This is a genomic window from Pueribacillus theae (assembly GCF_003097615.1).
GTDB lineage: Bacteria > Bacillota > Bacilli > Bacillales > UBA6769 > Pueribacillus > Pueribacillus theae.
In genome coordinates, this window is sequence record NZ_QCZG01000023.1 from 1 (window position 1) to 14,794 (window position 14,794).

The 14,794-nt window shown below is 43.6% G+C and carries 14 protein-coding genes, 1 rRNA gene, 1 pseudogene and 1 riboswitch; of the genes and pseudogenes, 13 read left to right on the forward strand and 3 right to left on the reverse strand.

Going from position 1 to position 14,794, the window contains the following annotated elements:
- Positions 1-172 precede the first annotated feature (172 nt).
- The 12 genes from rrf to purD all read left to right on the forward strand — a co-directional run bounded on the left by rrf (position 173) and on the right by purD (position 12,723).
- Positions 173-284 (forward strand): 5S ribosomal RNA (gene rrf, locus DCC39_RS11395).
- 206 nt (positions 285-490) lie between these two features.
- Positions 491-1,048 carry a DUF2179 domain-containing protein gene (locus DCC39_RS11400; RefSeq protein ID WP_116555030.1) on the forward strand — a complete coding sequence of 186 codons (558 nt, stop codon included), beginning with the start codon at positions 491-493 and terminating at the stop codon, positions 1,046-1,048.
- Positions 1,026-1,211: an NETI motif-containing protein gene (locus DCC39_RS11405; protein ID WP_116555031.1), complete on the forward strand. Its 186-nt coding sequence runs from the start codon at positions 1,026-1,028 to the stop codon at positions 1,209-1,211. The genes DCC39_RS11400 and DCC39_RS11405 overlap by 23 nt, the downstream gene beginning before the upstream one ends.
- Positions 1,212-1,293: 82 nt before the next feature.
- Positions 1,294-1,395, forward strand: a riboswitch (purine riboswitch).
- A 139-nt stretch (positions 1,396-1,534) separates the two neighbouring features.
- A complete protein-coding gene (gene purE / locus DCC39_RS11410) occupies positions 1,535-2,020 on the forward strand; it encodes a 5-(carboxyamino)imidazole ribonucleotide mutase (RefSeq protein WP_116555032.1) in 486 nt (161 codons plus the stop codon).
- Between the two features lie 8 nt (positions 2,021-2,028).
- Positions 2,029-3,144: a 5-(carboxyamino)imidazole ribonucleotide synthase gene (purK, locus tag DCC39_RS11415; protein ID WP_116555033.1), complete on the forward strand. Its 1,116-nt coding sequence runs from the start codon at positions 2,029-2,031 to the stop codon at positions 3,142-3,144.
- 14 nt (positions 3,145-3,158) lie between these two features.
- Positions 3,159-4,457 (forward strand): adenylosuccinate lyase, encoded by a 1,299-nt coding sequence (purB, locus tag DCC39_RS11420; protein WP_116555034.1) that lies wholly within the window; start codon positions 3,159-3,161, stop codon positions 4,455-4,457.
- Between the two features lie 20 nt (positions 4,458-4,477).
- Positions 4,478-6,688 (forward strand): phosphoribosylformylglycinamidine synthase subunit PurL, encoded by a 2,211-nt coding sequence (gene purL / locus DCC39_RS11425; protein WP_116555035.1) that lies wholly within the window; start codon positions 4,478-4,480, stop codon positions 6,686-6,688.
- Between the two features lie 114 nt (positions 6,689-6,802).
- Positions 6,803-8,194 (forward strand): amidophosphoribosyltransferase, encoded by a 1,392-nt coding sequence (gene purF, locus DCC39_RS11430; protein ID WP_116555036.1) that lies wholly within the window; start codon positions 6,803-6,805, stop codon positions 8,192-8,194.
- 74 nt (positions 8,195-8,268) lie between these two features.
- Positions 8,269-9,312 carry a phosphoribosylformylglycinamidine cyclo-ligase gene (purM, locus tag DCC39_RS11435; RefSeq protein WP_116555037.1) on the forward strand — a complete coding sequence of 348 codons (1,044 nt, stop codon included), beginning with the start codon at positions 8,269-8,271 and terminating at the stop codon, positions 9,310-9,312.
- Positions 9,305-9,895: a phosphoribosylglycinamide formyltransferase gene (purN, locus tag DCC39_RS11440; protein WP_116555038.1), complete on the forward strand. Its 591-nt coding sequence runs from the start codon at positions 9,305-9,307 to the stop codon at positions 9,893-9,895. Before purM ends, purN begins: the two co-directional genes overlap by 8 nt.
- On the forward strand, positions 9,892-11,430 hold the full coding sequence (gene purH / locus DCC39_RS11445) for a bifunctional phosphoribosylaminoimidazolecarboxamide formyltransferase/IMP cyclohydrolase (RefSeq protein WP_116555039.1): 1,539 nt from the start codon (positions 9,892-9,894) through the stop codon (positions 11,428-11,430). Before purN ends, purH begins: the two co-directional genes overlap by 4 nt.
- A gap of 21 nt (positions 11,431-11,451) precedes the next feature.
- Positions 11,452-12,723: a phosphoribosylamine--glycine ligase gene (gene purD, locus DCC39_RS11450; protein WP_116555040.1), complete on the forward strand. Its 1,272-nt coding sequence runs from the start codon at positions 11,452-11,454 to the stop codon at positions 12,721-12,723.
- Positions 12,724-12,793: 70 nt separating this feature from the next.
- Here the strand turns inward: purD and DCC39_RS19625 are convergent, their stop codons facing one another.
- Positions 12,794-12,925: a hypothetical protein gene (locus DCC39_RS19625; RefSeq protein ID WP_276309916.1), complete on the reverse strand. Its 132-nt coding sequence runs from the start codon at positions 12,923-12,925 to the stop codon at positions 12,794-12,796.
- A 28-nt stretch (positions 12,926-12,953) separates the two neighbouring features.
- Complete coding sequence (locus DCC39_RS11455) at positions 12,954-13,133, reverse strand: small acid-soluble spore protein H (protein WP_116555041.1); 180 nt, start codon at positions 13,131-13,133, stop codon at positions 12,954-12,956.
- 159 nt (positions 13,134-13,292) lie between these two features.
- On the opposite strand from DCC39_RS11455, the pseudogene DCC39_RS11460 reads away from it, so the two are divergent.
- A pseudogene (locus DCC39_RS11460) lies at positions 13,293-14,495 on the forward strand (DHH family phosphoesterase).
- Here the strand turns inward: DCC39_RS11460 and DCC39_RS11465 are convergent.
- Positions 14,487-14,726, reverse strand: coding sequence for a cysteine-rich CWC family protein (locus DCC39_RS11465; protein WP_116555042.1), 240 nt, complete (start codon positions 14,724-14,726; stop codon positions 14,487-14,489). The pseudogene DCC39_RS11460 and the gene DCC39_RS11465 overlap by 9 nt on opposite strands.
- Positions 14,727-14,794: the final 68 nt, after the last annotated feature.

The following is a 14,794-nucleotide window of genomic DNA, read 5'->3' on the forward strand; positions in this document are numbered from 1 at the left end:
CGTGTGGAAGCGTGGCGACACGTGGAGCTGAGAGATACTAATCGGTCGAACACTTAACCACAAATCACATTGGATGTCGTTTCTGGTTTTGAAGGAATATAGAAGATGAAAAACTATTGCTTTTTTTTTCCACTCTGCTATAATTAAAGGTGTAAAAAGAAATGAATAACTGTCTAGTGACGATGGCGAAGAGGCCACACCCGTTCCCATGCCGAACACGGAAGTTAAGCTCTTCAGCGCCGATGGTAATGGGGTTTCCCTGTGAGAGTAGGACGTCGCTGGGCAACAATGAAAAAACAGCATTCAAATCAATGCTGTTTTTTTGTTTTTAATTTGGAGAACGGCAAATAAGCTGTTCTTTTTTTTTGATCGCTGCAAAAGAAACGCACACAACCCTTGTTCCTTTTCATCAGTAATTTAGTGTGTTATTTTTGTTCTAACATTTTTTTAGATTAACACTAGGTTTGAGGAGACTGAGGGAGGAGATAACATGTTTGAGAACAGCTTTGTGATGGCAGCGATTATTTTAGTCATTAATGTCGTGTATGTTTCTTTTTTTACGATGAGAATGATTTTAACATTGAAGGGCTTTCGATACACGGCAGCTTTTGTTAGTATGATTGAAGTCCTCATTTATATTGTTGGTTTAGGCCTTGTGCTAGAAAATTTAAATCAAATACAAAATATCATCGCCTATGCGGTAGGATTTGGTCTAGGAGTTATGGCTGGAATGAAAATTGAAGAAAAACTTGCGCTTGGTTATACTACTGTACATGTGACGATGTCCACAATTGATGAAGGGATGCCTAATTTACTAAGAGAAAATGGTTACGGTGTAACAAGTTGGATTGCGCGCGGCCGTTCGGGAGAAAGGATGGTCATGCAAATTCTTACACCAAGGAAGTCTGAGCGAAGACTTTATGAACTAATTCAAAAGGTTGAGCCAAAAGCATTCATCATTTCCTATGAACCGCGGACAATCCATGGTGGTTTCTGGGTAAAAGCAGTAAAGGGGTTGCAAAAGCGTGCCGCAGAAGAAAAAATTTGAGTTGCTTGAACATGAATCGATTGAGGAATGTCTTGAACGCATGAAAAAGGAAGGCTATTCGCCTGTACGACGTATTGAGAAGCCAATTTTTAAAGAAAAGGGAAAAAAGGGAGAACCACAATATTTTAGACAGAGTATTATTTTTGAGGGGATAAAAAAGTAAAAAAACCGAACAATGTAAAAAAGCATACTAATAATCGTTCGATTTTTATTGACAGATTAAAAACAACATTGTTAAGATAGACTAGGAATAAGAGCGATGGCCTCATATATGTTTGGGAATAGGGCCCAAATGTTTCTACCTGACAACCGTAAATTGTTGGACTATGAGGGGAAAGCTTTCTGTTTAGACTTGTTTTGTTGTTTAAATAGAACGGTTTGGCAAAGCCCCAGTTGAACACTTTCTCTAAACAATAGAGAAGATTGTTTCTCTGTGGCTTTTTTAATTTCAAAGCTTCGCTTTATGAAGGGAGCATTAGCATAATTATGGAACCACTAGTTGGTGTAATAATGGGAAGCACATCTGATTGGGAAACAATGAAAAAAGCTTGTGATGTGTTGGAGGAACTTGGTATCTCTTATGAAAAAAAAGTTGTTTCAGCTCATCGTACACCGGATTATATGTTTCAATATGCCGAAACAGCGAGGGGACGGGGACTAAAGGTAATTATAGCCGGAGCCGGTGGGGCAGCTCATTTGCCTGGCATGGTCGCGGCAAAAACGACGCTGCCTGTAATCGGTGTTCCTATGAAATCAAGGACATTAAACGGCATTGATTCGTTGTTATCGATTGTTCAAATGCCTGGCGGTGTACCTGTCGCAACAGTGTCTATCGGGGAAGCAGGCGCTACAAACGCGGGATTGCTTGCGGCTGAAATTCTTGGCGCATTCGATCCAAACGTTGCGAAAAGGCTTGAACAGCGAAGAAAACAGTTAGAAGAAAAAGTAATGGAAAGCAGTGAACAATTGTGAAGGGTAAAATGATACTTCCAGGTCAGACAATTGGGATATTGGGCGGAGGCCAACTTGGGCGTATGATGGCCATTGCAGCAAAAGAAATGGGCTATAACATTGCCGTTCTTGAACCGAACGAGAACTCTTCATGTGCGCAGGTTGCCGATGTCGAGGTCATCACAGCTTATGATGATTTGAATGGGGCGAAGCAGCTAGCTGATGCGAGTCATGTGATTACCTATGAATTTGAAAATATTAACGGCCAAACGGCAAAATGGCTTGAAGAGAATGCTTATTTGCCGCAAGGAAGCCAGTTGCTTACGATAACGCAGGACAGAAAAATAGAAAAGAAGGCAATAAATGAAGCAGGAATCGAAACAGTCCCTTACAAAGCTGTTGCATCTAAAACCGATTTACATTCAGCAGCTGATGAATTAGGTTTTCCGTCTGTTTTAAAAACGGCGAGGGGCGGCTATGACGGAAAGGGACAAGTTGTGTTGCGCGGGGAATCAGATTTTCCTGAAGCGTTGCAGTTATTAAAAAATAATGAATGTGTCCTGGAAAAATGGCTCGCTTTTGAGAAAGAGCTATCCGTCATCGTAACGAGAAGTGTAACAGGAGAAACAGCTGCCTTCCCTGTTGCAGAAAATATTCATGTAAACAATATTTTGCATCAAAGCATTGTTCCTGCAAAAATTTCAAAGGATATTGAAGAAAAGGCGAAGAAAATTGCGTTGCATTTAGCGGATGCCTTTCACCTAGTTGGCACACTTGCGGTTGAAATGTTCCTATCAACAGAAGGCGAATTATTTGTGAATGAGCTTGCGCCAAGACCGCACAATTCTGGACATTATACGATTGATGCGTGTGAGACATCGCAATTTCAGCAGCATATCCGTGCGGTTTGCGGATGGCCGCTTGGAAGGACAGAGTTATTAAAGCCTGTCGTCATGGTAAACATTCTAGGCCAGCATGTTGAAAAAACACTTGCTTCCATTGATAAATTTAATGATTGCAAACTTCATTTATACGGAAAAGGCGAGGCAAAACACAACCGTAAAATGGGACATATCAATGTGTTGGCAGAAACGGTAGAGCAGGCACTTGAAAAAATAAAAGAGCTTCAAATTTGGACTGATTGAAGAGGAGAGTTCGTATGATTGACCGGTATACAAGGCCTGAAATGGGTAAGATTTGGACGGATGAAAATCGTTATAACGCTTGGCTTGAAGTCGAAATATTAGCATGTGAAGCATGGGCAGAGCTCGGTGAAATTCCTAAAGAAGATGCGCGTCTCATTCGTGAAAATGCTTCATTTGATGTCAAACGAATCCAAGAAATCGAGCAAGTGACCCGCCATGATGTTGTAGCCTTTACAAGGGCCGTATCGGAAACGCTTGGCGATGAGAAAAAATGGGTGCATTACGGGTTGACATCAACAGATGTTGTCGACACGGCTTTATCATATCTCATGAAACAAGCGAATGATATTTTACTGAAAGATATTGAGAACTTTATCGCTGTATTAAAAGCGAAAGCACAAGAACATAAGTATACCGTGATGATGGGGCGGACGCATGGCGTCCATGCTGAGCCGACAACATTCGGTTTAAAGTTGGCTTTATGGCATGAAGAAATGAAGCGGAATTTGGAACGATTTAAACAGGCGGCTGAAACAGTCCGTGTCGGCAAGCTTTCAGGTGCGGTCGGCACATATGCAAACATTGACCCGTTTGTTGAACAATACGTCTGCGAAAAGTTAGGTTTAAACCCATCGCCAATTTCTACACAAACTTTACAGCGCGACAGGCATGCTCATTACATGAGTACTCTTGCTCTTATCGCTTCATCCATCGAAAAGTTTGCAACTGAAATCCGCGGCTTGCAAAAGTCAGAGACACGGGAAGTGGAAGAATTTTTTGCCAAAGGGCAAAAAGGGTCCTCTGCCATGCCGCACAAACGCAACCCGATTGGTTCGGAAAACATGTCAGGGATCGCTCGCGTAATCCGTGGCCATATGTTGACAGCATTTGAAAATATACCGCTCTGGCATGAACGGGATATTTCCCATTCATCCGCTGAACGGATTATTTTGCCGGACGCTACAATCGCGTTGAATTACATGCTAAACCGCTTTGCAAACATTGTAAAAAATTTAACTGTATTTCCTGAAAATATGAAACGAAATATGGATCGGACATTTGGATTAATTTACTCGCAGCGTGTTTTGCTGAGCTTGATTGATAAAGGCATGTCGAGGGAAGAAGCATACGATCTCGTCCAGCCGAAGGCGATGGAAGCGTGGGAGACACAAGTCCAGTTCCGTGAACTTGTTGAAAAAGAACCGCGCATCACCGAACTTTTATCTGCTGAAGAAATCGCAGACTGTTTTGATTATCGCTATCATCTACAGAACGTTGACCTTATTTTTGAGCGATTAGGATTGGATAAATAAAAATCTTAGGAGGGAAAGCGATGAATATGCAAGGAGAACCAACTGCCGAACAAATTAAAGAAGAAAAGCTTTACCGTGAAATGGGTTTAAGTGATGCGGAATATGAAAAAGCGGCTGAAATGATTGGACACTTGCCTAACTACACAGAGACCGGATTGTTTTCTGTCATGTGGTCTGAACATTGCAGCTACAAAAGCTCAAAACCAGTATTGAAAAAATTTCCTGTCGAAGGAAAGCGTGTCATTCAAGGGCCTGGAGAAGGCGCGGGCGTTGTTGGCATCGGCGATAACCAAGCTGTTGTTTTCAAAATTGAAAGCCATAACTCGCCTTCAGCTGTCGAACCTTATCACGGTGCGGCAACAGGTGTCGGCGGTATTTTGCGTGACGTGTTCTCAATGGGAGCAAGACCAATCGCTGCATTGAACTCCCTCCGTTTTGGAGAGTTGGATTCCAGCCATGTCCAATATTTATTTGAAAATGCGGTAAAAGGCATGGCTGATTACGGCAATTCGATGGGTGTTCCAATGGTTGGCGGCGAAGTCCAGTTCGATAAAGCATACGAAGGCAATCCGCTTGTGAATGCGATGATCGTTGGGTTGATTGAACATGACGAACTTACGAAAGGCTTGGCTTCAGGTGTTGGCAACAGTGTCATGTACGTTGGCGGCGATACTGGAAGAGATGGGATTCACGGTGCAACCTTCTCCTCAGCAGAATTAGCGGATGACGATTCAGAGGGCGTTTTTGTAAAGGGCGATCCTGAGCTTGAAAAACGATTGATGGAAGCGTGCCTGGAATTAGCCAAAAGCGATGCACTCGTTGGAATGCAGGATATGGGTGCGGCCGGGCTGACTTCTTCGGCAAGTGAAATGGCGAGCAAAGCCGGAACAGGCGTTGAATTGTATTTAGATAAAGTACCTCAAAGGGAAGAAGGTATGACGCCATATGAAATGATGCTTTCAGAGTCTCAGGAACGAATGCTTATCGTTGTAAAAAAAGGCCGCGAAGATGAAGTGAAAGAACTTCTTGCCAAATGGGATGTTCAATCTGTCGTCATCGGTAAAGTCACAGATGATAAGCAGTTTCGCCTCTTTTTTAACGGCGAAGTCGTAGCAGACGTACCCGCAGACGCGCTCGCTGAAGATTCTCCGGTCTATCACAAGCAAACAAAAGAGCCTGAGTATTACACGGAATTCCAAGCACAGGCAACGAAAGTTCCTGAGGTGAAAAATGTAAAAGAAACGTTCCTGCAGTTGATTTCCCAGCCAACTGTTGCAAGCAAAGAGTGGGCCTATAACCAGTTCGATAAGCAGGATGAAAATCTTGTGTTAAGCCCGGGAGCCAGTGCGGGCGTTGTCAGGATAACAGGAACGAACAAAGCCGTCGCTATGACGACAGATTGCAACTCACGCTACATTTATCTCGATCCGAAAATCGGCGGGCAAATTGCTGTCGCAGAAGCAGCGAGAAATCTTATCTGTTCAGGGGCAGAGCCAATCGGGGTTACGGACGGGTTAAACTACGGAAGTCCGGATAAGCCTGAGATTTTCTGGCAAATCGATCAGTCGGTGGAAGGCATCAGCGAAGCGTGCCGTTCATTTGAACTGCCTGTCGTAAGCGGAAATGTGTCACTTTACAATGAAAAGAGCGGAACAGCGATTTACCCGACGCCGATTATTGGGATGGTCGGCCTCATTAAAGACGTGAATCATGTGACAACAACAGGTTTTAAAGAAACGGGAGATCTTATTTACCTAGTAGGTGAAACATTGCCCGAATTTGGCGGAAGCGAATTGCAAAAGATTGTCGACGGCAAGATTTCCGGAAAAGCGCCTTCCATTGATTTAACCGTAGAAAAGAAGCGCCAATCCGAACTTTTACAAGCCATCCAGTCTGGCCTTGTTGCTTCAGCCATTGATTTATCTGAAGGCGGGCTTGCTGCAGCAGTGACAGAATCAATGCTAGCTGGAGAAAAAGGGGCAGAAATCACGGTCTCAGGCGATGCTGTTACAGCATTATTCAGTGAATCACAGTCACGCTACCTCCTTTCAGTTAAAAAGGAAAATCAAGAAAAATTTGAAGCAGCCATGAAAGCAAAATTAATCGGTAAAGTAACGGAAGACAAGATCCTCACTGTCCACGATCAGGAACAAGAGATTTTGAAAATCGACATTCAAGAGATGAAAACAGCTTGGAAAGAATCGATCCCGCGCTACATGTCATCTAATTAAGAAAAAGCGCTAACGCGTCCTTTCTTAGGAAGTCAGAGGTAGAAGCCGGATTGGTCTAAATTTGTGAAAAAGCAAATTTAGACTTTCTGGCATTAATTAAAGGAGGAATGCCGTGTGTTTGGCATATGGGGCCATGAGGACGCTGCTCAAATCGCCTATTATGGCCTCCACAGCTTACAGCATCGGGGCCAGGAAGGTGCTGGCATTGTTGTTACTGACGGAAAAGGGTTAAAAGTGCATAAAGATGCAGGGCTCTTAAATGATGTATTCGGGAAAGGCTTGTTCGAAGAACTGAAAGGAAAAGCAGCAATTGGGCATGTCCGCTATACAATCTCAGGGGGAAGAAGCTACGAAAATATTGAACCTTTGCTTTTCCGATCTTCAACAGGGGATATGGCTGCTGCCCATAACGGAAGTTTAACGAATGCCCAAGGGCTTAAACATCAGCTTGAAAGCCAAGGAAGTATTTTTCAAACGACATCGGATTCTGAAGTCCTCGTCCATTTGATAAAAAGAAGTTCCTACATTTCGCTTGAAGATCGTTTCAAAAATGCCCTTTCCATGATTAAAGGCGCCTATGCCTTTCTCGTTTTGACAGAAAATGAAATGGTCGTTGCGCTTGATCCGGACGGCATCAGGCCGCTTTCTCTCGGCAAGCTCGGCGATGCGTATGTCGTGGCGAGTGAGACATGTGCCTTTGATATTGTTGGCGCTGAATATCTTCGTGAAGTAAAACCCGGTGAGCTTATCGTTATCAATGACGAAGGCTTAAAATCCGAAATGTTTGCGACTTCTCCAGGACGTTCGATTTGTGCGATGGAACATATTTATTTTTCCCGTCCAGATTCAAATATCGAAGAAGTGAATATTCACACGGCAAGAAAAAATCTCGGAAAACAATTGGCAATCGAAGCACCGGCAGATGCCGATGTCGTAACGGGCGTTCCGGATTCAAGCATTTCAGCGGCCATCGGCTTTGCAGAGGAGTCTGGCATTCCATATGAGCTCGGCCTGATAAAAAACCGTTATGTCGGCAGAACATTCATTCAGCCTTCACAGGCATTACGTGAACAAGGGGTGAAGATGAAGCTGTCGCCTGTACGAGGGGTCGTGGAAGGAAAGCGGGTTGTTATGGTTGATGACTCCATTGTCCGCGGAACGACGATCCGTCGGATCGTCAAATTGCTCAGGGAAGCAGGGGCAAAAGAGATCCATTTAAGAATCAGTTCACCGCCGGTCATTTCCCCGTGTTATTATGGCATCGATATGAAGACGAAAAAAGAACTGATTGCTGCAAACATGACATTGGAAGAAATTAAAGAAGAAGTTGGGGCCGATTCGGTTGCGTTCCTAAGCATCGAAGGATTGAAAAAAGCGATTGGAAATGAAGACGGAGGAGAAGATCGCGGCCTCTGCCTTGCATGCTTTACAGGCAAATACCCGATCGAAGTTTATTCCGAAATGGTCGACTCCCAAGAAAAGAAAAATTACAACGACAATATATAATCGGTTTTAGAAAAGCCAAATGATTTCACTGCGAGAAGAAGGATCGAATCTTCTTCAAAAGGAGGCCAAAGTGCGTGTCTGATGCGTATAAAAGAGCGGGCGTCGATATTGAAGCCGGCTATGAAGCCGTTAACCGCATGAAGCAGCATGTCGCACGAACAAACCGGAAAGGTGTCATGGGGAGCCTTGGTGCTTTCGGCGGCATGTTCGATTTGTCAGGACTTGGATATAAAGAGCCTGTCCTCGTTTCAGGAACAGACGGTGTAGGAACAAAATTATTGCTTGCGTTTATGATGGACAAGCACGACACCATCGGGATTGATTGTGTCGCAATGAGTGTCAATGACATCGTTGTCCAAGGCGCTGAACCGCTTTACTTTCTCGATTATATTGCAACAGGCAAACTCGTGCCTGAACGAGTCGAACAAATTGTAAAAGGTATTGCGGACGGCTGTGAGCAGGCCGGCTGTGCACTCATCGGCGGGGAAACTGCGGAAATGCCTGATTTGTATTCAGAAAATGAATACGATCTCGCCGGTTTTGCTGTCGGCGCTGCTGAAAAGCCAAAATTAATTACAGGCAGCCATATAGAAGCGGGAGATGTCCTGATCGGGCTTGAATCGAATGGCATTCATAGCAACGGCTATTCCCTTGTCCGAAAAATCCTGCTTAAAGAAAAACAATGCAATCTTGAAAAAACATACGGCGATCTATCTCTCCCGTTGGGTGAAGAACTGCTGCGCCCGACAAGAATTTATGTGAAAACGGTTTTAAAGCTTTTAGAAAAAACTTCAATCGAAGGGATTTCGCATATTACAGGCGGCGGCTTTATTGAAAATATCCCTCGCATGCTGCCCGATGGGCTGGGAGCGGTTATCGATTGTAACAGATGGGAAGTACCGCCGATCTTTACACTGCTTGAAAAAGAAGGCAGCCTTTCAAAGAAAGAGATGTTCAACACATTTAACATGGGAATTGGTATGGTACTCGCCGTTTCAGAAGAAAAGGTGCCTTTAGTGATGAACGAATTAAAGGAGATTGGTGAAACAGCTTACACGATTGGAAGGGTAACAAATGAAAGCGGGATTGCTTTCAAGGGCGGTGGCTTCCATGATTAAGCTTGCTGTTTTTGCATCAGGGAGCGGTTCAAACTTTCAAGCGATTGTTAACGCAATGGCCCAGGGAGAGTTGCCTGCTGTTTGCGCATTGCTTGTTTGCGACAAACCCGGCGCAAAAGTGATTGAAAGAGCAAAGAAGGCCGGTGTCCCGGCTTTTGTCGCGGAACCGAAAAACTTTGAAAATAAAGCAGCCTATGAACAGGCTATTTTAGAGAAATTAAAAGAATCCGGCGTGGAGTTTATCGCTTTAGCCGGGTATATGCGGCTTATCGGCCCGGTATTGCTTCAGGCGTATGAAGGAAAAATCGTCAACATTCATCCATCACTGCTTCCGTCATTTCCTGGGCTTGATGCAGTCGGGCAGGCAGTGGATGCCGGCGTGAAAGTAACCGGCGTGACCATCCATTACGTGGACAGCGGTATGGATACTGGCCCAATCATTGCTCAAAAAGCCGTTGATATTGACGAGGGCGATACGAAAGACAGTGTCATGCGAAAAGTCCACGCGATAGAACATCAGCTTTACCCGCAAACATTGGCAAAGCTATTTCAAAAGAAAGAGGAGGCTCCTATTTCAAAATGAAAATGAAACGAGCACTTATCAGTGTTTCTGATAAAACGGGCATTATCCCCTTTGTGAAGCAATTAACCGATGCAGGCATTGAGATTGTCTCGACAGGCGGAACGAAAAAGCAAATTGAGGACGCAGGTTTGCCTGTCACAGGCATTTCAGAAGTGACACAATTCCCAGAAATCCTTGGCGGCCGAGTGAAAACATTGCATCCGAACGTGCACGGCGGATTGCTTGCTGTAAGAGGCAATGAAGAACATGACAAAGAACTGGCCGAACATAACATCACACCAATCGATCTTGTCGTCGTTAACCTGTATCCATTCCAAGCGACTATTGCAAAGAAAGATACGACCTATGCCGATGCAATTGAAAATATAGATATCGGCGGGCCGACAATGCTGAGAGCTGCGGCCAAAAACCATGCAGATGTCACAGTCGTCGTCGATCCTGCCGATTATGAAGCGGTTATTGAAGAAATTAAAGAAACCGGAGAAACAACGGAACAATTAAGAAGAAAGCTAGCGGCGAAAGTATTCCGCCATACCGCAGCTTATGATGCAGTCATCGCCGATTATTTAACGAAGGAAGCGGGGGAGAGCTTCCCTGAATCCTACACGGTTACCTATACAAAAAAACAAGACCTTCGCTATGGGGAAAACCCTCACCAAAAAGCCGCTTTTTACGAAAAGCCATTAAAAGAAAACAACACGCTTGCTGCGGCGAAACAGCTTCATGGGAAGGAACTATCTTATAACAATATTCAAGATGCGAACGCAGCCCTCAACATGGTAAAGGAATTTTCCGAACCGGCTGTCGTTGCTGTCAAGCATATGAATCCGTGCGGTGTTGGGTGTGGTGATACCATTTTTTCCGCTTATAGCCGGGCATATGAAGCAGATCCGGTTTCCATCTTCGGCGGAATTATTGCCGCAAATCGGGAAATCGATGCAGAAACGGCAAGAAAAATGAAAGAAATTTTCCTTGAAATCATTATTGCCCCTTCTTTTAGCCAGGAAGCATTTGACATTCTATCTGAGAAGAAAAATTTGCGTCTGCTAACAGTAGAAATCAATGGCTTATCTAATAACGATACACAACTTACTTCCGTTACAGGCGGCCTGCTCGTTCAAGATTTGGATTCATATACACTGGAAGACGCAGAAGTAACCGTGGCAACGGATAGAAAACCGACAGATGATGAGTGGGAAGCGTTGAAGCTTGCTTGGAAAGTTGTGAAACATGTGAAGTCGAATGCGATTGTTCTTACAACGAAAGATCGGACAGTCGGCATTGGAGCCGGGCAAATGAACCGTGTCGGATCCGCCAAAATTGCGATTGATCAAGCCGGAGAAGCGGCAAACGGTTCGGTTATGGGATCTGACGCATTTTTCCCTATGGATGATACGGTTGAAGCAGCTGGAAAAGCAGGCGTAACAGCCATTATCCAACCTGGCGGTTCCATTCGCGATCAAGATTCCATTGACAAAGCGAATGAATACGGCATTGCAATGGTATTTACAGGAATCAGGCATTTTAAACATTAATGTTGTTGAGGAGGTACCTGAATGAAGGTGCTAATTGTCGGAAAAGGCGGCAGAGAGCATGCGCTCGCTTGGAAATTTTCACAAAGCGATAAAGTTGAAAAAGTATTTGTCGCGCCTGGAAATGATGGAATGGCAGATGTCGCAGAACTTGTTGCGATTGAAGAAGATGACCATGAAGCGCTTGTCGGTTTTGCGAAAAAAGAACAGATTGGGCTGACTTTTATCGGGCCGGAACAGCCGCTCATTGACGGGATCGTTGACCGTTTTGAATCGGAAGGTTTAACTGTGTTTGGACCGAGGAAAAATGCGGCCATCATCGAAGGCAGCAAAGCATTTGCCAAAGAATTAATGGAAAAATACAATATTCCAACAGCAGAATACCGCACGTTTACAAATTACGAAAAAGCAAAAGCATATGTAGAAGAAAAAGGTGCGCCAATTGTTATTAAGGCCGACGGGCTTGCTGCAGGAAAAGGTGTCGTTGTCGCGCTAACAGAAGAAGAAGCGTTTGAAAGCTTATATGACATGTTGGAAGGCCGCCGTTTCGGTGAATCTAGCGCACAAGTTGTCATTGAAGAATGGCTGGACGGCGAAGAATTTTCTCTCATGGCGTTTGTAAACGGCGAAGAGGTTTATCCAATGGTTATCTCGCAAGACCATAAACGGGCCCATGACGGTGACATGGGGCCAAATACAGGCGGAATGGGCGCGTATTCACCAGTCCCCCAGATTGACAAAGCAGAGGTAGACAAGGCCGTGAAAACCATTTTAAAGCCTGCCGCAAAAGCGATGGTGCAGGAGGATCGCGCGTTTACCGGCATTTTATATGCAGGGCTTATTTTGACAAAAGACGGTGTCAAGGTCATTGAATTCAATGCCAGGTTTGGCGATCCGGAAACACAAGTTGTCTTGCCGAGGCTTGAAAATGATCTTGTCGATGTCATTCAAGCATTATTAAATCATGAGCCAATCGAGTTAAAATGGTCAAATGAAAACGTCGCTGGCGTCGTCGTTGCTTCAAAAGGCTATCCAAGCGCCTATCAAAAAGGAAGCGAAATTACTGGGTTTGAAAAACTTGATTCCGACATCCTCGTGTTTCACGCAGGTACGAAGAAGGTTGGGAACACCTTTGTAACAAACGGCGGCCGCGTCTTGCTTGTCGTGGGATTGGCAGACACATTAAAGAAAAGCATTGACCACGTTTACGAAAATCTTGAAAAATTAACATGTGATGGCTGCTTTTACCGTAAAGACATCGCTCATCGTGCCATTAAAAAAGCATCATCTTCATAGAAATCACTGGAAAATGACGAGGCTCCCGAACGTACAGGAAGCCTCATTTTTTTATCCAATTGAATGTGTTTTATTTTTCATGCTCAGTCTCGGTATATGCGATGAGGACAAAGCCTAATTGCTCCTCCAATTGTTTTAATTCTTCCTGTTGTTCTTTTGTTAACGGTGCAACTGTCCAGTCATTATTGGTTTTAGAATGCATTTATTTTCCCTCCTATGAGAGCGCTAACTTAATGTTCCGCAAGCTGATTTAAAGGAACTTCTTGCTCATTCTGTGGTTCATCAAGTGGATAAATTCTCGCTGTTTCATTATTTTCATTCACGTTTTGGATAAAAATTGGAACCCCGTTGTATGTTACACGAACCATCTCTGGAGAATTAACAATTTCTTGTGCTCGCTGTTTGTTCATTTAAGCGACCTCCTTTCTGTCGTAATAATAATATTTGCCGTTTGGCCTTTATTTATCCTGATCAATAAAGTGAAACTTCGCTCAGTGGGGGTCTTACGGACGGTTGCGGCGTGATAAATTTCGATTGTTGGACCTATACTATTTTTAGAGGTGAAAAATATGTACAAACTGTTGACGCATAATGATTTGGATGGAGTCGGATGCGGCATTTTAGCGAAGCTTGCTTTTGGCAGCGACGTGAAGGTCCGCTATAATTCCTCTTCAGGTCTCGACCATGAAGTAGAATGGTTTTTGGAAAATGATGGTAAGGATACGTTTTTATTGATTACGGATTTATCTGTAAATAAAGAAAATGAAAAAAGGCTCAATGCGTTTTACCAAGCCGGAGGGAAGGTACAGCTCATTGATCACCATAAAACGGCACTGCATTTTAATGATTATGAATGGGGCCATGTCATTGTTGAAGACGATAAAGGGGAATAAACTTCAGCAACCTCTTTGTTTTATGACTATCTTGTATCCCAACGGCTTATTGAATCTTCGCCAGTGATCACAGAATTTGTTGAGCTTGTCAGGGAGTACGATACATGGAGCTGGGAGAAAAATAACAACGAACAGGCAAAACGGCTGAATGCTCTTTTCTTTTTAGTGTCAATTGAAGAATTTGAAGAGAAAATGATTGAACGTTTGAAGGCAACCGATCATTTCTGTTTTAATGAATTTGAAGCAAAATTATTGGATATGGAAGAGGAGAAGATTGAACGCTACATCCGCCGCAAAAGACGGGAACTTGTTCAGGCGCCAATAGGAGATCAGTTTGCCGGGATCGTTTATGCGGAATCGTATCATTCGGAATTGGGAAACAGGCTAAGCAGCGAATATCCCCATCTTGACTATATCGCCATTTTAAATATGGGTGGGAAGCGAATCTCATTGCGGACCATCCACGATCATGTCGATGTTTCTGAAGTGGCTGGCCATTTCGGTGGCGGCGGGCATGCAAAAGCCTCTGGCTGTGCATTAACCGAAGAGGCTTACAGAAAATTTGTAGCCGAAACGTTTCACTTGGAGCCGCTACGGGAAGATGCAAAACGAAATCGCTATAATTTGAAACATTCTTCATTTGGCTCCCTATATAAAAACCGAATGGAAGAATTCTTTTTGCTTCACCCTGCAAATGATGAGTGGATGATTACGAAAAATGGCACAAAAATGGAAAAGACGTTTCCAAGCTTTGATGAAGGGGAAAATTTTTTGAAAAGAAATTATGCTGTTTGGCTCGTTAGAGATGAAACGTTTGTTCATTATTTAATGGACATTGTGAAGAATGTAAAACAAAAGGAAGCGGAAAATTTAACATGATTCCGCTTCCGCTTTTTTCTTCTTAAACTCGTTCAAGCAATTTTTGCATATGCACGTTTTTCTTAATTGTTTTGGAGGGACGAGGTTAAAAATCGTTTCCGGGAAAAATTCGTTCGTACACCAGCACTCACCTAAAGACTTATCTTTGCCATAACAACAATTGTTGTTTTTCCCGCAAATTGGACAGTTCTGAACGAAATCGAACGAAAATGAGCTTTTTTTTATTGACATTTTTTGCCTCTTTTCACCATCCTTCTAAATAAGTAAATTAATCCGATGAGAACTAAGATAGTAATAAT